At 63.0% G+C, this 19,754-nt stretch carries 18 protein-coding genes; 17 read left to right on the top strand and 1 reads right to left on the bottom strand.

Going from position 1 to position 19,754, the window contains the following annotated elements:
* Positions 1-15: 15 nt before the first annotated feature.
* From infC to HD842_RS08395, 9 genes are all read left to right on the top strand, one after another.
* Positions 16-486, top strand: coding sequence for a translation initiation factor IF-3 (gene infC / locus HD842_RS08435; RefSeq protein WP_221290154.1), 471 nt, complete (start codon positions 16-18; stop codon positions 484-486).
* Between the two features lie 289 nt (positions 487-775).
* Positions 776-973 carry a 50S ribosomal protein L35 gene (gene rpmI / locus HD842_RS08430; RefSeq protein WP_183553079.1) on the top strand — a complete coding sequence of 66 codons (198 nt, stop codon included), beginning with the start codon at positions 776-778 and terminating at the stop codon, positions 971-973.
* Between the two features lie 20 nt (positions 974-993).
* Entirely contained in the window at positions 994-1,353 is a 360-nt protein-coding gene (gene rplT, locus HD842_RS08425; protein WP_183553077.1) for a 50S ribosomal protein L20, read from the top strand.
* Between the two features lie 137 nt (positions 1,354-1,490).
* Entirely contained in the window at positions 1,491-2,504 is a 1,014-nt protein-coding gene (gene pheS, locus HD842_RS08420; RefSeq protein WP_183553075.1) for a phenylalanine--tRNA ligase subunit alpha, read from the top strand.
* A gap of 23 nt (positions 2,505-2,527) precedes the next feature.
* Complete coding sequence (pheT, locus tag HD842_RS08415; protein WP_183553074.1) at positions 2,528-4,954, top strand: phenylalanine--tRNA ligase subunit beta; 2,427 nt, start codon at positions 2,528-2,530, stop codon at positions 4,952-4,954.
* 152 nt (positions 4,955-5,106) lie between these two features.
* Positions 5,107-5,475 (top strand): integration host factor subunit alpha, encoded by a 369-nt coding sequence (locus HD842_RS08410; RefSeq protein ID WP_183553735.1) that lies wholly within the window; start codon positions 5,107-5,109, stop codon positions 5,473-5,475.
* A gap of 6 nt (positions 5,476-5,481) precedes the next feature.
* On the top strand, positions 5,482-5,889 hold the full coding sequence (locus HD842_RS08405) for a MerR family transcriptional regulator (protein WP_183553072.1): 408 nt from the start codon (positions 5,482-5,484) through the stop codon (positions 5,887-5,889).
* Positions 5,890-6,135: 246 nt separating this feature from the next.
* Positions 6,136-6,768, top strand: coding sequence for a response regulator (locus HD842_RS08400; RefSeq protein ID WP_091873377.1), 633 nt, complete (start codon positions 6,136-6,138; stop codon positions 6,766-6,768).
* A 198-nt stretch (positions 6,769-6,966) separates the two neighbouring features.
* The gene (locus HD842_RS08395) at positions 6,967-8,457 is read left to right on the top strand and encodes a CHASE3 domain-containing protein (protein ID WP_183553069.1); all 1,491 of its coding nucleotides are present in this window, start codon (positions 6,967-6,969) and stop codon (positions 8,455-8,457) included.
* 4 nt (positions 8,458-8,461) lie between these two features.
* On the opposite strand, the gene HD842_RS08390 is transcribed toward HD842_RS08395, so the two are convergent.
* Positions 8,462-9,265, bottom strand: a complete 804-nt coding sequence (locus HD842_RS08390) for a Crp/Fnr family transcriptional regulator (protein WP_183553067.1) — start codon at positions 9,263-9,265, stop codon at positions 8,462-8,464.
* 289 nt (positions 9,266-9,554) lie between these two features.
* Here HD842_RS08390 and HD842_RS08385 point away from each other — a divergent pair, with 289 nt between their 5' ends.
* The 8 genes from HD842_RS08385 (at position 9,555) to HD842_RS08350 (ending at position 19,726) form a co-directional block, all read left to right on the top strand.
* Positions 9,555-10,271: a response regulator transcription factor gene (locus HD842_RS08385; RefSeq protein ID WP_183553064.1), complete on the top strand. Its 717-nt coding sequence runs from the start codon at positions 9,555-9,557 to the stop codon at positions 10,269-10,271.
* 13 nt (positions 10,272-10,284) lie between these two features.
* The gene (locus HD842_RS08380; RefSeq protein WP_183553062.1) at positions 10,285-11,610 is read left to right on the top strand and encodes a sensor histidine kinase; all 1,326 of its coding nucleotides are present in this window, start codon (positions 10,285-10,287) and stop codon (positions 11,608-11,610) included.
* A gap of 205 nt (positions 11,611-11,815) precedes the next feature.
* Positions 11,816-12,232 (top strand): type IV pilin protein, encoded by a 417-nt coding sequence (locus tag HD842_RS08375; protein WP_183553060.1) that lies wholly within the window; start codon positions 11,816-11,818, stop codon positions 12,230-12,232.
* Positions 12,220-12,855, top strand: coding sequence for a prepilin-type N-terminal cleavage/methylation domain-containing protein (locus HD842_RS08370; protein WP_183553058.1), 636 nt, complete (start codon positions 12,220-12,222; stop codon positions 12,853-12,855). Before HD842_RS08375 ends, HD842_RS08370 begins: the two co-directional genes overlap by 13 nt.
* Complete coding sequence (locus HD842_RS08365) at positions 12,852-13,289, top strand: type IV pilus modification PilV family protein (RefSeq protein WP_183553056.1); 438 nt, start codon at positions 12,852-12,854, stop codon at positions 13,287-13,289. Before HD842_RS08370 ends, HD842_RS08365 begins: the two co-directional genes overlap by 4 nt.
* Positions 13,286-14,455: a PilW family protein gene (locus HD842_RS08360; RefSeq protein ID WP_183553054.1), complete on the top strand. Its 1,170-nt coding sequence runs from the start codon at positions 13,286-13,288 to the stop codon at positions 14,453-14,455. Before HD842_RS08365 ends, HD842_RS08360 begins: the two co-directional genes overlap by 4 nt.
* Positions 14,443-15,054, top strand: a complete 612-nt coding sequence (locus HD842_RS08355; RefSeq protein ID WP_183553052.1) for a pilus assembly PilX family protein — start codon at positions 14,443-14,445, stop codon at positions 15,052-15,054. The genes HD842_RS08360 and HD842_RS08355 overlap by 13 nt, the downstream gene beginning before the upstream one ends.
* Positions 15,055-15,082: 28 nt before the next feature.
* Positions 15,083-19,726: a pilus assembly protein gene (locus tag HD842_RS08350; protein WP_229424633.1), complete on the top strand. Its 4,644-nt coding sequence runs from the start codon at positions 15,083-15,085 to the stop codon at positions 19,724-19,726.
* Positions 19,727-19,754 lie beyond the last annotated feature (28 nt).

Raw genomic sequence — 19,754 nt, 5'->3', positions numbered from 1 at the left:
ATCACCCATCCCGAAATGCGTTTGAACGGCGTAGAGAACGAGCCATTGGGCATCGTTAGTCTGGCCGACGCGTTCCGCATGGCCGAAGAACTGAACGTCGACTTGGTCGAGATCGCGCCAAACGCGGTCCCGCCGGTCTGCCGCCTGATGGACTACGGCAAGTTCAAGTATTCGGAGCAAAAAAAGGCGCATGAGGCGAAGCTCAAGCAGAAGATCATCCAGGTCAAGGAAGTCAAATTCCGCCCGGGTACCGATGATGGCGACTACAACATCAAGTTGCGTAACCTCATCAAGTTCCTGGAAGAAGGCGACAAAGCCAAGATCACGCTGCGCTTCCGCGGTCGTGAAATGGCCCACCAGGATATCGGCATGCGTGTGCTCGAGCGTCTGCGCACGGATCTCGATGCAGTCGGTCAGGTGGAGCAGTTCCCGAAACTCGAAGGTCGCCAGATGATCATGGTGGTCGCGCCGAGGAAGAAGAAGTAATTCTTCGCCGGGAGCATCCAGAGCCGGGTCCGCGTTACAGACGTTGTCTGTAGCCCGGCCCGGCTTTATTGCGTCCGTACATCTGGTGTATCTGACTGCCTGTCTTTCTTGCAGTCAGCTATCCAAGCGTGAATAAGCTGTGCTACAATCTTCGATTCCTGTTTGCGACAAGCAGGTTGTAGCAGGCTCTGAGTCTGCTGCAAAACAAGTGAAAGTAGGCATCTAAGAGCAGCGTCGCTGCCACCTGCAATCCTGTTACATATGAGACTGTCCGCGAGGGCAGATGACTATGCCAAAAATGAAAACCAAAAGCAGCGCGAAGAAACGTTTTCGCGTGCGTCCAGGTGGTACTGTGAAATCGGGTATGGCGTTCAAGCGTCACATCCTGACCAAGAAGACCACCAAGAACAAGCGCCAACTGCGCGGCACCCGCAACATCAATGCAGCAGACGTCACGTCCGTCTACCGCATGATGCCATCTGCTTAATCTCACACTAAGGAGCTACTATGCCTAGAGTTAAACGTGGGGTTACAGCACGTGCCCGTCATAAGAAGGTTCTTGACCTTGCCAAAGGTTACCGCGGTCGTCGCAGCAAGGTATATCGTGTTGCCAAGCAAGCAGTCATGCGCGCTGGTCAATATGCATACCGTGACCGTCGCAACAAGAAGCGCGTCTTCCGCGCACTGTGGATCACCCGTATCAACGCGGCTTCGCGTTCGCACGGCATGACCTACAGCGTGTTCATGAACGGCCTGAAGAAGTCCGCAATTGAACTGGACCGTAAAGTCCTGGCCGACATGGCTGTGCATGACAAGCCGGCATTCGCCGCGATTGTCAGCGCCGTCAAGGCCAAGCTGGCTGCTTAATCAGTTAAGCTGCTAAGCAAGTTGGTGCTGCGCCCCTCACCGGGCGTGGCGCACAAAGAAGCGGGGCAAGGTTCACACCTGTGCCCCGTTTTTGATTCTGGCGTCTCCCGCCAACGAAAAACAGGAAAAGAACAAGCATGAACCTGGAAGAACTCGTCGTCGCGGCCCGTGCCGATTTCGCGGAGGCGCCAGACGCCGCCGCGCTTGAAAATGCGAAAGCCAAGTACCTGGGCAAGACCGGCCAGGTGACCGACCTGATGAAGGGTCTGGGCAAGCTCGATCCCGATGCGCGCAAGGCGCAGGGCGCCCTGATCAATGCCGCCAAAGAACAAATCGAACAGGCATTGACTGCGCGCCGCGAGGCGCTCGCCGAAGCGCAGCTGCAGGCGCGTCTTTCCATGGAAGCCATCGACGTGACGCTGCCCGGCCGTGGCCGCTCGAAGGGTGGCATCCACCCGGTGATGCGCACCTGGGAACGCGTCGAGCAGATCTTCCGCTCCATCGGTTTCGACGTGGCCGACGGCCCCGAGATCGAAAACGACTGGACCAATTTCACGGCACTGAACAGCCCCGAGAATCACCCGGCCCGTTCGATGCAGGACACCTTCTATATCGACGGCAACGACAGCACCGGCAAGCCGCTGCTGCTGCGCACGCACACGAGCCCGATGCAGGTGCGCTATGCCCGCACCCACACGCCGCCGATCAAGGTCATCGCACCGGGTCGCACCTACCGCGTCGACAGCGACGCGACCCACTCGCCGATGTTCCATCAGGTCGAAGGCCTGTGGATCGGCGAGAACATCAGCTTCGCCGACCTCAAGGGCGTGTACCTGAACTTCGTGCAGGCCTTCTTCGAGACCGACGACCTGCAAGTGCGCTTCCGTCCGTCGTATTTCCCGTTTACCGAACCGTCGGCCGAGATCGATATCGCGTTCGGCTCCGGGCCGCTCAAGGGCCGCTGGCTCGAAGTGTCGGGCGCCGGCCAGGTGCACCCGACGGTGGTGCGCAACTTCGGGCTCGACCCGGAAAAATTCATCGGCTTCGCGTTCGGCTCTGGCCTTGAGCGCCTGACGATGCTGCGTTATGGAATCAGCGATCTGCGCCTGTTCTACGAAGGCGACCTGCGCTTCCTGAAGCAGTTCAATTAATTCGACGCTGAGGCACAAAGATTATGCAATTCTCCGAAAACTGGCTCCGCTCGATCGTCAATCCGCAGATCGACTCCGGCGCGCTGTCGCACCTGCTCACCATGTCGGGCCTCGAAGTGGAAGAGGTCGAAGCGGTCGCCCCGCCGTTCTCGAACGTCGTCGTGGCCGAGGTCAAGGAAGTGGTCAAGCACCCGAACGCCGACCGCCTGAACGTGTGCCAGGTCGATGTCGGCACCGGCATCTTGCTCAATATCGTGTGCGGTGCGCCGAACGTGCGCGCCGGCATGAAAGCCATCTGCGCGAAAGCCGGCGCCGTGCTGCCGCCAGGCGCCGATGGCAAGCCGTTTGAAATCAAGGTTGGCCAGCTGCGCGGCGTCGAGTCGCAGGGCATGATGTGCTCGAGCAAAGAACTGGGCATCTCCGAAGAAAGCAATGGCTTGATGGAACTGCCGGCCGACGCGCCGGTGGGCCAGAGCATTCGCGACTACCTGGGCCTGGACGACCTGAAGTTCACGATCAAGCTCACGCCGAACAAGGCCGATTGCCTGTCCGTGCTGGGTGTGGCGCGCGAAGTGGCGGCCCTGACCGGCGCACCTTTGATGCTCGAGCCGACCCGCACGGTGGCGGTCAACAGCGACGAGATCCTGCCTGTGAAGGTGTCGGCGCCGGATCTTTGCGGCCGTTTTGCCGGCCGCGTGATCCGCGGTCTGAATGCGCGCGCGGCCACGCCCGAGTGGATGAAGCGCCGCCTGGAACGCAGCGGCCAGCGCTCGGTGTCGGCGCTGGTCGACATCTCCAACTACGTGATGCTCGAAGTCGGCCGTCCGTCGCACGTGTTCGACCTGGCCAAGATCCACGGCAGCCTGGACGTGCGCTGGGGCAAGACTGGCGAGTCCCTCAAGCTCTTGAATGGCAACACGGTTGCCGTCGACGAATGGGTCGGCGTGATCGCCGATGAGCAGCAGATCGAATCGCTGGCCGGCATCATGGGCGGCGACTCGACCGCCGTGTCGCTCGACACCACCGATATCTATCTGGAAGCGGCATTCTGGTGGCCAAACGCCATCCAGGGCCGTGCCCGCCGCTTCAATTTCTCGACCGATGCCGCGCACCGCTTCGAGCGTGGCGTCGACTACGCGACCGTGCCCGATCACCTCGAGCGCATCACGGCGCTCCTGATCGACATCTGCGGCACGCCCGACAGCAAGGTCGGCCCGATCGACGACCAGATCGTCAACCTGCCGGTGCGCACGCCCGTGGTGCTGCGCACGGCGCGCGCTGCGCAAGTCATCGGGGTGCCGCTGACCGATGCCATGATCGCCGACATCTTCACGCGCCTGCATTTGGGCTTCGTGCAGGAAGAGGGCGTGTTCCATGTGACGGCGCCGACCTACCGCTTCGACATCGAGATCGAGGAAGACCTGATCGAAGAAGTCGCGCGCGTCTATGGCTTCGAGAACATTCCTACCCGGCCGCCAACGGCGCCGAGCGCGATGCTGATCGAGCCGGAAAACACCCGCTCGCTGTTTGCGATCCGCCACCAGCTGGCCGACCTGGGTTTCCAGGAAGTGGTCAACATGAGCTTTGTCGAAAGCACGTGGGAGCAGGATTTCGCCGGTAACCTCGAGCCGATCCGCCTGCAAAACCCGATCGCCAGCCAGCTCAGCGTGATGCGTTCGTCGCTGATCGGCAGCCTGGTCGCCAACGTGCGCTACAACATCAACCGCAAGGCTGGCCGCGTGCGCGCGTTCGAAGTCGGCGGTGTGTTCAAGCGCAACGCGTCGATCATGGATGGCCCGCTGACGGTGGCCGGTTACGACCAGCCAAAGCGCGTCGCCGCGATTGCCTACGGCCCGGCGCTCGACGAACAATGGGACGTCGCCACGCGCGCCGTCGACTTCTTCGACCTGAAGGCCGATCTCGAAGCGCTGTTTGCACCGCGCCAGCTGCGTTTCTCGACCGCGGAACATCCGGCGCTGCACCCGGGCCGCTCGGCCAATGTCATGCTCGACGATCAGCAGATCGGCGTGATCGGCGAGCTGCACCCGCGCTGGCTGCAAAAGTATGATCTGCCGCAAGCACCGGTTGTGTTCGAGGTCGATGCTGAAGCATTGCGCGGTCGTATCGTGCCCGTGTATGCGGAGATTTCCAAGTTCCCGGGCGCCACGCGCGACCTGGCACTGGTGGTGAAACAGGACGTGCCGGCCCAGTCCGTACTGGATGCTTTTACTGCTGAAATCGCAGTAAATCCTATGGGAAAGATCGTGCAAGCCGTTGTTTTGTTTGATGAATATCGCGGCAAGGGTCTGGAAGCGGATGAAAAAAGCCTTGCTTTCCGCTTTAGCTTGCAAGATACTCAATCGACACTGCAGGACGATGCGGTCGACGCCATCATGGCGGCGGTGCTCGCCACTGCTTCAACCAAACTGAACGCGAAGCTGCGTGCATAATATGCATTTCCAGGCTGACAGCACACGACTCCCAAGCCGTGTTGCTGTCGCCGCGGCATCGTTTGACTTACGGGCAGGGCCTCAAAATTAACAATAACGACGTTGATTCGACCGTGTTCCAGGAAGCCCTCGTGGCCGACCTGGATCGTGCAATGCTGGTGGCGCGCGTGCGTAAAGAGGCAGAGCAGTCATTGCCCACGCTCACCAAGGCCGAGCTGGCCGAGCTGCTGTTCGAGCAGGTCGGGCTGAACAAGCGCGAAGCCAAAGACATGGTCGAGACCTTCTTCGACGAGATCCGCAATGCACTCGAGCGCGGCGAAGCCGTCAAGCTGTCGGGCTTTGGCAATTTCCAGTTGCGCGACAAGCCGCAGCGGCCCGGCCGCAATCCGAAAACCGGGGAAGAAATTCCCATTACGGCACGCCGCGTCGTGACGTTCCACGCCAGCCAGAAGCTCAAGGCCATGGTGGAAGAAGCCGGGCCAGGTAATTCGGGCTCGGGTTCGATGGCGCGCGCAGCCTGATAGACGATGAACGACCGACCAAACAAGACCGAACTGACCGTGCTGCCACCCATTCCGGCCAAACGTTATTTCACGATTGGGGAAGTCAGTGAGCTGTGCGGTGTCAAACCCCATGTGTTGCGCTACTGGGAGCAGGAATTCACCCAGCTCAAGCCCGTCAAGCGTCGTGGCAACCGCCGCTATTACCAGCACCACGAGGTCCTGCTGATCCGGCGTATCCGTGAATTGCTGTACGAGCAGGGCTTTACCATCAGCGGCGCGCGTAACCGGCTCGACCATCGCGCGACCGTGGTGGCCGAGCTCGATGAAGAGCGCCTGCGCGACACCCCACCGGCCATCGATGGCGATAAATTGCGCGCCGGCTTGCTGGATATCCTCGATCTGCTCAAGCACGGGTCGCCACCAGCGCCCTAGTGCAGGCCAGCATCTCACGCCAGCGGCAAGATTGCCGCACCAGACTGCGCCGGTTCGCTCGCAATTCTGCAGGCAGCGGGTCGTCGCCGGGTCAAGCACCGCGTTTGATCACTCATGCATTCGTACCGCTGTTGAAGGCAGGCCGCGGAGTGTTAAAATGTCACTCGCGCGATGCTGAATGACACGCATCAACCGGGCGGAGCAGATCCGGCACTTTCCTGCGCAAGGAAAATTTAAGGGAAGACAATGATACGCGTTGCCATTTGTGACGATCACCAGATAGTACGAGCAGGTTTCAAGCAGATTTTTTCGTCGTCGGGCGACTTTGAAGTCGTGGCCGAAGGCGCTACGGGCCGTGAGGCGCTGGATATCGCGCGCCGCGAGATTTGCGACGTGCTGCTGCTCGATATCGCCATGCCGGATCAAAGCGGCATCGACATCCTGCGCACCATTCGCCAGGGCCAGCCCAATCTGCCCGTGCTGATTCTGTCGGGTTATCCGGCGCAGCAATACGCGCTGAACCTGTTCAAGATGGGCGCGAACGGTTACCTGAACAAGGAATGCGAAGCGGACGAGCTCAAGACGGCCGTGCGCACCGTGTTCCAGGGCCGCCGTTACGTCTCGTCAACGGTTGGCGAATTGCTGGCCCAGAGTTTTGACCGCGATCCGAATACGGCGCTGCACACCGAGCTGTCCGATCGCGAATTCCAGGTCTTCCTGCGTCTGGCGAAGGGCGCGACCGTGTCCGATATCGGCAATGCGCTGTCGTTGTCGATCAAGACCGTGTCGACCTACCGTACCCGCATCATGGAAAAAATGGGCCTGCAGTCCAACTCCGACTTGACCTATTACGCCATGAAGAACAATCTGCTCGACTAAGAGCGGTGAGGATTCGTATCGGATTGGTCCCATAACGCGCTTCGGCGCGTTTTGTCATTGGGCGACTGTCATCCGAAGTCAGGAGTATTCACCAGCATCAACTGCAACAAATAGTTACGTCGGGCCACTTTGCGGCGCAACAATACGTCCTTACAGGTAGAATGCGAGGCCGCGTTGTCAGCGTGAAAGGATGTCTGGATGTATTTTTCTACCACCCGGGGGGAGCGCCCGGCTCGTCGTCTTCCTCTTCACAAGTCGGTGCTGTGCCTCGTTTGCGTGGTGCTGCTTGTGGTCAATGGCGTATTCTTGCTGCGCAATCTCGATGATTTGCGTGACGCCAACCTGCTCCAGGCGCAGACCGCCCAGGTTTCCGACGAGCTGCAATACCTGAACCTCCTCGTCACGGATGCTGAATCCAGTCTGCGTGGGTATTTCCTGTCGAACGATCCGGTGTATCTGAGCCCGTTGCGCGGCGCGCCGCAGCAGATCGACGCCCAGCTGCGCGCACTTGGCGTGCTGCTTGCCGATAATCCTTCGCAAACCCGCAATCTGGCGCAATTGCGCGCGCTGGTCCAGCGCAAGCTGGCCTTGCTGAACCAGTCTCTGGACGTATTCCGCCAGGGTGGTCTGGATGCCATTGTCGCGAACGCTGCATTACCGGACGAGCGCGCGGAGATGGATGAAATCCGCCTGCAAGTGGTGATCATGGCCCGTGAACAGAACGAGTTGCTCAAGTCACGCACTGCCGGGTTTTATCAGCAATACCGGCACGCGGCGCTGTTTGGCGTGAGCATCAATGTCGCGGCCATCATCATCCTGCTGCTCTTTTACAAGCTGGTGCAGCGGGCCTTTGGGGCGCGCCTGGATGCCGAGCATGCGTTGCAGCAGACGAACGATGGCCTCGAGCACATTGTCGCGGAACGTACGGCGCAATTGTCGGTCCTGTCGCGCCACCTGATTCGCGTGTCGGAAGAAGAAAAATCACGGCTTGCCCGCGAACTGCACGACGAGATGGGCGCCAACCTGACGGCAATCGGCATCGACCTGGCCACGGTCATTGATCGCTTGCGTGAGAACGAACCGGATTTGGCGGATAAGCTGGGCCGTGCGCGCCGCACGCTGGTCGACACCGTCCAGCTCAAGCGCCGCATCATCGAAAACTTGCGCCCGAGCCTGCTCGACAATATGGGTTTGTCGGCGGCGCTGCAAAGTTACTGCGCCGATTACGCGCACGTGACGTCGCTCGATTGTGATGCGCTGATCGATCCTGACGTCGATGCAGCTGCTCCGACACAGGCCATTGCCTTGTTCCGCATCACGCAGGAAGCGCTTAATAACATCGCCAAGTATGCGAAGGCGCGCAATGTCATCGTGAACCTGACACGCGAACCAACTGGATGGGGTCTGGAAATCACCGATGATGGCATCGGCATTCCCGATGGCATGCTGACAGGGACGAAATCCCATGGCCTGCTTGGCATGCGTGAGCGCGCTTTGCTATTGGGTGGAACGTTGGAGGTGGAGCGGGGAGTGAATGACGTTGGAACGTGTGTTCGCGCCTTGATTCCGGCAGTGGCGCCGGGCGGCAATGAGGTGGCAGGCACCGTTTACACACCGCCGGCCCTGACGCAGAGTGCAGGGCCGGATTATCAGGATTCGCTGCCGCACAGGGCGGCGAATCCGGGTTGACTGCTTAGCGTGCGACGTCCGACAGCAGGCGGTCGTATTCCGACTTGGCGACCTTGTAGCATTCGCCAGCGTAGTCTTCCAGGCCAGCACGGTCGAGCACGGTGATGTTACCGCGACGGTACTGGATCAGGCCTTCGTCTTGCAGCTTGCCGGCGGCAGCAGTGATGCTTTCGCGGCGCACACCCAGCATGATCGAGATCAGTTCCTGGGTCACTTTCAGTTCGTTGCTTGCTGAACGATCCAGACGGTCGAGCAACCAGCGGCACAGCTTCTGTTCGATCGAGCTGTGACGGCCACCGACAGCGTTCTGTGCCATCTGGGCGAACAGAGCGTTGGTGTAGCGCATCAGCAGTTGTGGCAGGGCGCCGCCGCGGTTGAAGGCGTCACGCAGGTACTGGGTGCGCAGGCGATAACCGTAACCGGCGCTTTGTACGACCGCCGAGCAGGTAGCGCGCTCACCCATGAACAGCGATACACCGACTGCACCTTCGTGGCCGACGACCGCGATTTCGGTCGTGGCGCCATCTTCCATCACATACAGCAGCGACACGATTGCCGTTGTCGGGAAATACACGTATTCCAGTTTGCTGCCATACTCGAACAGTTCTTTACCGAATGGCATCGCCACCAATTCGAGGTGATCGAACATTTCTTCGAGATCCATGCGTGGCAGTGCTGCCAGCAATTCATTTTGTTGGGTGCCGCTGTAGCTGACGATCGGTTTAGACTGGGACTTCATTGCCTCACTCGTGGCAGGGGTCTGGCTTTTTGCTTTTTGTGTGATACCAGCAAGTTGAGTGTTGTTCATTTTATGTCCTCTTAGGTCTATCGTGCGTCGGGTGCAAGTCAGAAGGCGTATGGTGCTTGCCTCGTTGCGATGTGTGTACTTTACGTCCACCGTCTGTTGGCGCACATAAGACATGTAGTCGCCCCGGTGTAGGTTGCAAGCATCATCACGTGTCAGCCCAGTCCTACTAGGGGAAATGCCTGTTTTGGCCCCAAAAGGCGTTGTATTTTGTTACGGAAACAAAAAATAACGCATAATTCGGGGTGCCTACGGTGATGTTCACCGTCCACAAAACAGGGTATTCCTACAAATGCTGCGCATTGAGCCGCGAATCGGACTACACACCGGACTACATATCCTGCTGGTTGAAGACGATCCCGTGCTTGCCGACGGTTTACTGCGCGCGCTCAACGCGCAGGCCATGACAGTTCAGCTGGTGCGCGATGGCCTCGCCGCTGACATCGCCTTGCAACGCACCGAGTCCGTCCCCACATTCGACGTCGCCGTGCTGGACATCGGCCTGCCCGGCATCGATGGTTTTGAGGTCGTACGCCGCCTGCGCGCTCGTGGCGGCGCCATGCCCGTCCTCCTGCTGACGGCCCGCGACGCTGTCGAAGACCGCGTCCGTGGCCTGGAAACGGGCGCCGACGACTATCTGGTCAAACCCTTTGCCACTGCCGAACTGGTTGCCCGCATCCGCGCGCTGGCGCGCCGCCATGCACCGCCGTCGTCCGTCCTGTCCCTGGGCCGTCTGAGCCTTGATAGTGCCACGCGCCGCGCGCGCATCGGCGAAGGCGCCATCGAGCTATCCGTGCGCGAGTGGGGCGTGCTCGAATACCTGCTGCAGCACGCGGGGCGCGTTGTCTCCAAACAGCAGATCCTCGACGCCATCCTGCCCTGGGGCGACGATGTCACGCTCAATGCCGTGGAAGTCTATGTGTCGCGCCTGCGCCTGAAGCTCGATGGCGCCGACGTGGCGATCCGCACCATCCGCGGCTTCGGCTACCTGCTCGAAGCGGCCGCATGATCCCGTCCGGCCAATGAACAGCATCCGCCTGCGCCTGCTGAAATGGCTGCTCGGGCCGATTCTGCTCGTCAATCTCGTGCTCGCCGCGCTCGTCGCCGGCCTGGCCTGGACGCCCGCCCAGGTGGCGTTCGATGCCGGCCTGATGGACACGGCCACCGCGTTGGCGGGCCGCGTGGCCGCCGGTGGCGCAGCCAGCCTGCCGCCCGTGGCCCCTGCTGCGACGGGCGAGCGCGCCTGGTTCGCCGTGCGCGACGTGCAAGGGCGGCATCTCGAGGGGAGCAAAGCTTTCCCGGCACTGCGGCCCGGCGCGCCGGCGTACGACGCCGACGTCGATGGCGAGCCGGTGCGCGTCGTCGCGCTGGCCGTGGCCACGCCGACCGGCATCCGGCACGTCGGCGTGGCCCGCACACTGCGCCAGCGCCTCGACGTGCGCGCCGCGATCGTGCGCTCGCTCGTCGTGCTGGTCTCGCTTGGTACGCTGACGCTGGTTGGTGTCGTCTGGCTCTCTGTCGGCAATGGCTTGCGCCCGCTCGCGCGCATTCGCGCCGAGCTCGCCAGGCGAGGACCGGGCGACCTCGCGCCCATCCCTGCCGACGGCGTGCCCTATGAAATCGCGCCAGTGGTCAGCGGTTTCAACGATCTGCTGGACAAAGTCGAGGCGGGCGCGCGCGCACAGCGCGACTTCCTGGCCGACATGGCGCACCAGCTCCGCACGCCGCTGGCTGGCGTGCAATTGCAGCTCGAATGGCTGCATGCCCGTCACGCGCAGGATGCCGACACCGTGGCGTCGCTTGCCATGATGGGCCTGGCCAACGAGCGCATGATCCGCCAGGTGAATCAGTTGCTGGCGCTGGCGCGGGCAAGGGAAGGGCGCCCGGGTGAGCATGCCGGCCCGCTCGATCTGGCGCTGCTGGTGCAGGAATCGATCCAGTTCTTTGTCGACAAGGCGGCGCGCAAGGGGATCGACCTGGGCTTCGAACTGGCGCCGGCGCCAGTGACGGGTGACGCCTTTCAATTGCGCGATCTGATCGACAACCTGGTCGACAATGCACTGCGCTATACGCCGGACGGCGGGCAGGTGACGGTCGGTTGCGGGGTGGATGGCGGCGTAACGCAGTTTTCCGTGATCGATTCCGGCCCCGGCATTCCCGCCGCCCGGCGCGCCGCCGTGTTCGAGCGCTTCGTGCGGCTCGATGACAAAGCCACCGGCAGCGGCCTGGGGCTGGCGATCGTGCGGGACATTGCACGCGCTCACGGTGCGGACGTGGCGATAGGCGACGCAGCAGGCGGCGGCACGCACGTCGTTGTGCGTTTTGGCGCGTCAAAATCCACTGGCTGACATCCTGTCCATCGGCTGCTGCACACACGCGAGCCCCTGAATAATGTGGTTGCGTCAAGCCAGCAGCGCATGTTTGCGCGGTTGTCAGGGGTTTGTCAGCATTCCCTCAGGGAAATGACAGCAACATGATTTATGATTCCACCTGGAAATATGCCGCGCGACAAATGTAGCCCGGCCGTCAGCGCCCAGCGTCCAGGAGAATTACATGCAGCAACGTCAATCCGGTTTTACGCTCGTCGAACTCATGGTCGTCGTGGCCATCATCGGCATCCTGAGCGCGATTGCCTTACCTTCCTACAACAGCTACATCCTGCGCGCCCGCCTGGCCGAAGCGCATGGCGACCTGGCAGCGACCCAGCCGCGCCTCGAGCAATACTGGTCCAATGAACGCACGTATGAAGGTTTCGCGGGAAAGCCCGCCGATACCAAGAACTTCACCTACACCTTGACGAGCGCCACTGCCAGTGGCTATGTGCTGACCGCAACCGGCCGCGCCGGCGCCGCTGATTTCGTCTATACCATCAACCAGGCCGGCACCCGGGCCACCACCGGTGCACCGACCGGCTGGACCAAGAAAGCCACTTGCTGGGTCGACCGCAAGGATGGCGCATGTACCCAGTAAGCCCATGCCCGCGCGCTGCAGGCGGCTTCACGCTGATCGAGTCGATGGTCGGCCTGGTCGTGCTGGGCATCCTGCTGGCCGTGGGCGTGCCGCAGATGACGGGCTGGCTGGCGGGTACACGCGCCACCGGGGCGGCGCAGTTCTATGCCGATGGCTTCACGCAGGCGCGCAACCTGGCCATGACCCATAACAGCCAGAGCCGGCTGGTGTTCGCCCCTGGTGCGAACGGCCAGCCAGGCTGGCAGATCGACGTGTGCCTGCGCAGCAGCGACAACCCTTGCACCGATGGCAGCAACGACTGGTCGACCGCCACCACGGCGGCCAAGGGGGCGACCGGCCCGACGGCCGACTACCGCTCGCTCGTGCGCAGCGCCGACACCCTGCCACCGACCACCATGCTGACCGTCACGCTGGATCCGGACGACGATGACGCCGTGTATTTCACGCCACTGGGCTGGATCGATGCCGGCCAGGAGAATCAGGCGCGCCGCGTCGACCTCGCGCCAGCCGGTGCGCTGGTCGGCAAATTCAAGCCCTCGGCCGTCGTGCTGACCCTGGGCGGCATGGCGGTGACCTGTGTGCCGGACGCGGCCTCTGGCGATTCGCGCAGGTGCCCGCCATGATCCATACGTCAATGATTCGCCGTGCCGAACACGGCGTCGCGCTGCTCGAATCGCTGCTTGCCGTGATGATCCTCGGTATCGCCCTGGTCGGCACGCTGGGTCTGCAGGCGCGTTCCATCGCGGCCCTGTCGGATGCCGGGATGCGGGCCGAGGCGACCGTCGCTGCCAACGAGCTGCTGGGCATCATGTACAGCGACATGCCGCACGCCGCCGACTACGCGCTGGCCGCCGGCGGTACCCCGGGTGCGCGCCTGGCCGCCTGGCATGCGGCGGTGCAGGAGCGGATTCCGGGCGCTGGCGTCGTGGTGGGCGTGGCCACCAATGCGGCTGTCGGCCGCACCGAAGTGAATATCGCGATCGGCTGGCAGCGCACCAGCGACAGCCAGCGCAATACGCATCGCATCAAATCCTACCTGACGGCATCGAAACCATGAGCGCCCCGTCTCCATCCCTGTCCATTGCCCGTGCCGGCGGCTTTTCGCTCGTCGAACTGATGGTCAGTGTCGTCATCGGCCTGCTGGCGGTGCTGTTCGCCACCCGGATCATGACCGATAGCGAGCGCAACAAGGACGCCGCGCTGGGTGGCTCCGACTCGATGCAGAACGGCATGCTGGCAATGTTCCAGATCAGCAGCGACGCCGAGCAGGCCGGCTTCGGCCTGAACGACCCGTTGATCACCGGCTGCAACACGATGTTTGCCGACAGCCAGGGCTACGAGCTGGCGCCGGCCAAGCGCGGCGCGGCCACGATCCGGCCGCTGGCTGCCGCCGTGATCGAGCCGGGCGGCACGGGGCCGGACCGCCTGACGCTGTACGCAGGCGGCGCCCCTGGCGGCACGTCGACGATGCGCGTGATCAAGAACTACATCGGCGGCACCAGCGTCGAGGTCGATCGCGATCCGTGGGGTTACTTCACGCTGGGTGACGTGATCGTCGTCGCGCCCGAGAAGATCGGGGCCGATTGCGCCCTGGCGCAGATATCGAGCGTTCCCGACAAGCCTGAACTGTCCTTCGGCGCGACCAGCCAGCGCTTCAACCGCGGGGCGCTGGGCGCGAACTACACCGGCAATACGACCCGCCTGTTCAATCTCGGCTCCGGCGCGCGCCTGGCGTTTCATACGTGGTCGGTCGAGGATGGCTACCTGCGCCTGCGTGCCACCGACATGGCCAATGCGGCCAAAAATTCGCAGGCGGTTACGGGCAACATCGTCTCGCTCAAGGCGCAGTACGGTTTTGACCGGCGCCTTGGTGCCGCCTTTGCACTGGAGAAGGGCACCGCCATCAGCGCCTGGTCGTCCACGATGATCGATGCCGACGGCGATGGCGTGACCGGCAGCCCCGGCGACTATGGTCGCATCGTGGCGCTGCGCATCGCTGTGGTAGCGCGTAGTAAAAACCCCGAGCGGCCGGCCGCGGACGGTACGTGCAGCGCCACGACCACGGCGCCGACCCTGTTCGCGCGCGTGCAGCCGAGCGAGGCCACTGCGGAAGAAGTGGAGATCGACCTGGCAGTGGAGAACGATCCAATCGACTGGACCTGCTATCGCTACCGCGTCTTCGACACCATTGTCCCGCTGAGGAATGCGGGATGGAGGCCATGATGGCGCAGCGTCCGCACCCGTTGCCCCTGGCAGCCCAGCGCGGCATTGCGCTGCCGGTCATGCTGATCATGATGCTCGTGATGCTCGTGACGAGCATCTATCTGCTCAAGTCGAGCAATAGCACGACGCTGAGCGCATCGAGCCTCGCCTACGATGCCACGCTCAGCCGCGCTGCCGATTTCGGGCTGCACAAGGGCTTCGAGTGGATCGACCAGAAAGCCAAGACCGACAAGGGCGCGCTGACGGCGCACCAGCCGGCAGAGGGTTACCGCGCCACCATGGCGCCCGGTCTGTCCACCCGTGAAGAAGAGTTCTGGAGCGACAGCAAGAAGGTCACGGATTCGGGCGGCACCGAGGTTGAATACGTGATCCACCGCCTGTGCAAGAGCACCGGCACGTTCGACGACAAGAACGCCTGCGTGCAGACCGCTGCCAACACGGCCGGCCTGGGCAACGCAACCGCGATCGGCGAGAGCATCCGCACCGATGGCGTCGTGTATGCCGCCAGCCCGCAGCTGCACTATGTGATCACGGCCCGCATCCACGGTGCGCGCGGCGGCACCGTGGTGAACCAGATGGTAGTACTGATCGGCGTCTGATGGCGCCGTACAAACGAACGGATTGCCCATGAACTTCTTGACGACACTCACGCGTGCCACCGGCTGCACCGGCCCAATGGCACAGTTGGCATTGCTGGCGCTGCTCCTGGGCGCGCCGCTGGCACAGGCGGACCCGACCGCCATCGCCCAGCTGCCACTGCTCAATATCAGCGGCAGCGGCACCGTCAAGCCGAACCTGATGCTGCTGTACGATAACTCGGGGTCGATGAATTTCAATTACACGCCCGATTACATCAACGTCACCGACACCTGCCGCGCCGGCACCACGATGTCGGCCGGCACGCGCGCCTGCAAGATCGGCGATCCGCCATTTGCCAGTGCCGGCTTCAACCGCCAGTACTACGACCCGGCGGTGCGGTATGTCCCGCCGGTCAAGGCCGACGGCACGTCCTATCCGGATCTCGACGCCGGGCGCACGGGCGACTGGAAGCGCGTGCCGACCGATGTGTATGGCGTCAACAAGGCCGACTTTCTGGGCAATTCGACGGACTCCAGCAATCTGGTAGACGGCTTCTACGATATCGAATGGTGCGACGCCAACCTGAACAATTGCGTGCGCAACACGGGCGGCTATGTCTACCCAACCAACGCCCGGTACCGTGCGCGCTATGTCTACAGCACCCCGTACTACTACACGAACAATGTCGCCGAATATTGCACCAATACCAACCTGACCGATTGCCGCGCCGCGACGGCCAACGGCACGTCGCCGGCATCAGGCTACACCGTTGCGGCCCGCGTGCGCTGGTGCGACTCGAGAGCATTGACCAAGTGTCAGGCCAAGTTCGTCGGCACCTACAAGTATCCGCGTTTCGGTGCCGAGAACGTGGTGGCACCGTGGTACGGCACGATCAGCATCGGGGCTTCCAATACCGCCAGCACGCGCTCGATCCCCGAGGTAACCGCCGTCGGTCCGCTGGGCACGCAGGTGATCACCAATAGCGCCGTGACTGCGGCAGCCGGCACCAACACCGCCGACAAGCAGGCCGCCCTGGCCCAGGCGCTGGCCGTGTCGATCAATGAAAAGGTCGGCGACGCCGACAGTTACTTCGCCTGCGTGCGCTCCCCGAAGAACGCAGCGGTGCCCAGCTGCAGCAGCCTGGGCGTGGCCATCGGCGCCGACAACGTGGTAGGTGTCGTGCCGGTTTCGTGCCCCGCGGGTTCGACCACCAAGTCGCTCAGCGTGTGCAGCCTGGTGTCCGACAACAGCCGCGCAGGCACCAGCCTGATGGTATCGAGGGCCACGGGCGCAACCGCATTCCTGCGCGTGGGCGGCAGCACCAACAACAGCAACAACAACCGCGACAAGCAGGTAATGAGCCGCCTGAACTTTGCCGGCGCCGGCATGCTGGGCGGCGACATCACGTTCAACCGCAGCACGGGCGCGAGCGCGGTCGTGGCTGCACTGCAAGCGCGCATCGGCACGCGGGGCAATGTGACCGCCTATGTCGGCGGCACCCCGAATTCGCCGCCAATCTGTGCGAGCGAACCCAACACGACGTTGTGCCTGGTGGACAGCTCCGGCCAGGCAGAAGGGCTGGGCATCGACTACACCATCCCGAGCAATAACACCTACAGCAACCGCACCTGGCTGACGATGAGCGCTGTCAACGCGGTCTCGGACATCGTGCCGACGTCGACCACCGGCCTGAGTGGCTCGGTGTTCGTGCGCACTGACATCGTTCCCGGCCGCACCATCTACCCGCGCGCCATCGGCCGCACCGACTGCACCAGCGGCTCCTGCTCGTATGCGCAGGAGATGACCAACTTCGCCAACTGGTATGGCTACTACCGCACCCGCAACCAGATGATGAAGACAGCTGTCGGCCAGGCGTTCTCGCCCGTCACCGACAAGTACAACGTGGGGCTGGTCGCATTGTCGGTTGCCGCGGTCGAAGGCGCCATGAACAAGCCCAAGCCGTTTGCCGGCGCTGACCGCACCAGTTGGTACAACGCGCTGTACGCGATGGATACGGAGGGCTCGACCCCGGTGCGCCAGGCCCTGCACGCGATCGGCAAGATGTACGCCAACCAGAGTCCCTACAACTACAGGGCCGGCGAGGAAGTCGTGAAGTTCCCGTGCCAGCAGAACTTCACGTTCATCACCACCGACGGCTACTGGAATGGCAGGGCCCCGGTCGGGGTGGCCAGCAACGATCAGGTCGACAATCCGGCCCGCTTCTGCCTGCAATCGAAGGGATGCGTCGATCCGCGCGGCCAGGGCAAGCCATCGCTGGCCGACATCGCGCTGTACTGGTACAACGGCGGCTCGGCCGACAAGACCGTGTCACTGCGCCCCACGCTCGAGGACTACACGAAACCCGGCGCGGTGCCGGCTGGCACCGGCGAGAACAACCGCCTGCACATGCGCACCTATGCCCTCGGCCTGGGCGTGGACGGCATCATGAACTACGAGGCGAAATACGACACTGACCCGGATCCGAACGGCGACTTCTACAAGCTGGTCAGCGGAGCGCTCAACTGCCCCTGGAACAATCAGGGGCGCTACGTCTGGCCCGATCCGGACGTCGACGAAGACAGCGGCTCGGCCGCCCTGCAATCGCGCGTGGACGATCTGTGGCATGCCGCGATCAATGGCCATGGCAAGTACTTCTCGGCGTCCGATCCGATGCAGGTGGTGGAAGGGCTGCGTACGGCCCTGTCGAACATCGAAGTCAAGACCGGCGCAGCGGCGGCGGCGGCCACCTCGACCCCGAACATCTCGCAAAGCGACAACGACATCTTCTCGGCGACGTTCACCACCGTGCACTGGTACGGGCGCCTGTCCAAGCGCAAGGTCAATACCATCACCGGCGACGTGGCGGCGACCGAGGACTGGAATACCTCGAGCCTGCTCGGCAGGCAGGTCGAGGTGGACGAAGATGGCCTGGATGGACGCTCGATCTACATGCTCAAGGATGGCGCGCTGGCCGCGTTCAGCTACGACACGATGGACACGGGCACGCGCGCCTGGTTCGACAACAAATGCAATGCGCTGACGCAGTGCGCCAATATGTCGGTGGCCAACCGCGCGCTGGTCAACGATGGCCGCAACATCGTCAACTGGCTGCGCGGTCGCCAGCAGTACGCCAACGACAACATCCTGCGCGCCTTCTCGCGCGAGCAAGTGGGCACCGACAAGACGACGATCCCGATCGTGCTGGGCGATATCGCCTCGTCCAAGCCGGCGTACCTGCGCGAACCGCGCCGCAATTTCGACCGGCCCGGCTATGGTGCCTTCAAGACCACCCATGCAGGCCGCAAGGCGACCGTGTTCGCCGCCGCCAACGACGGCATGCTGCACGCGTTCGACGCGAACTCGGGCGAAGAGTTGTGGGCGTATGTTCCGCGCATCACGATGAAGAAACTGCACCAGCTTGCCAGCACGACCTACGGCACCAACCACATCTTCTCGGTCGACGGCTCGCCCGAGATTGCGGACGTCCAGGTCGGCACCGAATGGAAGTCGGTGCTGGTGGCGGGGTTGAACGCGGGCGGGCGCGGTTACTACGCGCTCGATGTCACGGACCCGGCCGCGCCGAAAGCGCTGTGGGAACTGTGCGCCGACGCCAGTGCCTGCGCCGGCAACGTCGACACGCGCCTGGGCCTCACGTTCGGCAACCCGCAGTTCGGCACCATCGTCGACAGCGCCGGCGTGGAGAAATGGGTCGTGTTCCTGACCTCGGGCTACAACAATATCCCGGGTGTCGACGGCGTCGATGGGGGCGACGGCAAGGGCTATCTGCTGGTGGTCGACGTTGCCACCGGCAAGGTGATCGAATCGCGCTCGGCGACGACCGGCGTGGGCAGCGTCGCCACGCCGTCGGGCCTGGCCAAGATCTCGGCGATCACGAATGACCCGAACAACGATCCGCGGGTGACGTATGTGTACGGCGGCGACAATACCGGCAAGATGTGGCGCTTCGACTTCACCGGCGCCGGCACACCGGCGCGCGTGCTGATGGGCGACGCCGGCGTAGACCAGCCGGTCACCACCCGCCCTGAAGTCACGCTGTGCCGGGTCGATACGACCGTCGACAACAAGACCGTCGCGTCGGCGCAGCGCGTGGTGCTGTTCGGCACTGGCCGCCTGCTCGACCTGGTCGACGTGACCAGCACCGAGGTGCAGAGCGCCTACCTGCTCAAGGACGACGGCGAGGGCATCAGCACGGCCGCCTGGCGCCAGTCGTCGGCCATGGTCAAGCGCACGCTGGCGCGCGTGGCCGGTGACGACACGGGCAATGCGCCCTACACGATCGATGGCGGTGACGTGAACCTGGCCAGCAAGAAGGGCTGGTTCACCGACTTCAACCTCAATACCGGCGAGCGCGTCAACCTCGACCCGCAGGTGGTGGCCGGCACCATCAACGTGGTCACCAACCTGCCAAGCTCGTCGACCGACTGCAAGGTTGGCGGCACCAGCAATATCTACCAGCTCAATGTCTGCACCGGCCGCGCGGCCTCGCCGGACGGGCTGGCCGGCTATCCGCTGGCCAGTTCGGCTGCGGTGGGCTTCATCGTGATCCGCCTGCCGTCGGGCGCGCTCAAGACGATCACCACCACCGCCGACGGCACCATGGTGACCGGCAAATTCCCGCCATCGGAAACGATCGAAGCACACCGCGCCGGCTGGCGCCGCGTGCGCGACTGAGGGATGGCATCGGGAGCGAAGAGAGTTC

Origin of the sequence: Massilia aurea (genome assembly GCF_014200505.1) — a bacterium.
GTDB classification, from domain to species: Bacteria; Pseudomonadota; Gammaproteobacteria; order Burkholderiales; family Burkholderiaceae_D; genus Telluria; species Telluria aurea_B.
The sequence above is the reverse complement of the archived record's forward strand: the minus strand, read 5'-3'. Positions and strand labels throughout refer to the sequence as shown.

Bases quoted from the DNA above. Each gene is read 5' to 3' on its own strand.
- infC (WP_221290154.1), top strand. From the start codon at position 16: ATGCGTTTGAACGGCGTAGAGAACGAGCCATTGGGCATCGTTAGTCTG.
- rpmI (WP_183553079.1), top strand. From the start codon at position 776: ATGCCAAAAATGAAAACCAAAAGCAGCGCGAAGAAACGTTTTCGCGTG.
- rplT (WP_183553077.1), top strand. From the start codon at position 994: ATGCCTAGAGTTAAACGTGGGGTTACAGCACGTGCCCGTCATAAGAAG.
- pheS (WP_183553075.1), top strand. From the start codon at position 1,491: ATGAACCTGGAAGAACTCGTCGTCGCGGCCCGTGCCGATTTCGCGGAG.
- pheT (WP_183553074.1), top strand. From the start codon at position 2,528: ATGCAATTCTCCGAAAACTGGCTCCGCTCGATCGTCAATCCGCAGATC.
- HD842_RS08410 (WP_183553735.1), top strand. From the start codon at position 5,107: ATGCTGGTGGCGCGCGTGCGTAAAGAGGCAGAGCAGTCATTGCCCACG.
- HD842_RS08405 (WP_183553072.1), top strand. From the start codon at position 5,482: ATGAACGACCGACCAAACAAGACCGAACTGACCGTGCTGCCACCCATT.
- HD842_RS08400 (WP_091873377.1), top strand. From the start codon at position 6,136: ATGATACGCGTTGCCATTTGTGACGATCACCAGATAGTACGAGCAGGT.
- HD842_RS08395 (WP_183553069.1), top strand. From the start codon at position 6,967: ATGTATTTTTCTACCACCCGGGGGGAGCGCCCGGCTCGTCGTCTTCCT.
- HD842_RS08390 (WP_183553067.1), bottom strand. From the start codon at position 9,265: ATGAACAACACTCAACTTGCTGGTATCACACAAAAAGCAAAAAGCCAG.
- HD842_RS08385 (WP_183553064.1), top strand. From the start codon at position 9,555: ATGCTGCGCATTGAGCCGCGAATCGGACTACACACCGGACTACATATC.
- HD842_RS08380 (WP_183553062.1), top strand. From the start codon at position 10,285: ATGAACAGCATCCGCCTGCGCCTGCTGAAATGGCTGCTCGGGCCGATT.
- HD842_RS08375 (WP_183553060.1), top strand. From the start codon at position 11,816: ATGCAGCAACGTCAATCCGGTTTTACGCTCGTCGAACTCATGGTCGTC.
- HD842_RS08370 (WP_183553058.1), top strand. From the start codon at position 12,220: ATGTACCCAGTAAGCCCATGCCCGCGCGCTGCAGGCGGCTTCACGCTG.
- HD842_RS08365 (WP_183553056.1), top strand. From the start codon at position 12,852: ATGATCCATACGTCAATGATTCGCCGTGCCGAACACGGCGTCGCGCTG.
- HD842_RS08360 (WP_183553054.1), top strand. From the start codon at position 13,286: ATGAGCGCCCCGTCTCCATCCCTGTCCATTGCCCGTGCCGGCGGCTTT.
- HD842_RS08355 (WP_183553052.1), top strand. From the start codon at position 14,443: ATGGAGGCCATGATGGCGCAGCGTCCGCACCCGTTGCCCCTGGCAGCC.
- HD842_RS08350 (WP_229424633.1), top strand. From the start codon at position 15,083: ATGAACTTCTTGACGACACTCACGCGTGCCACCGGCTGCACCGGCCCA.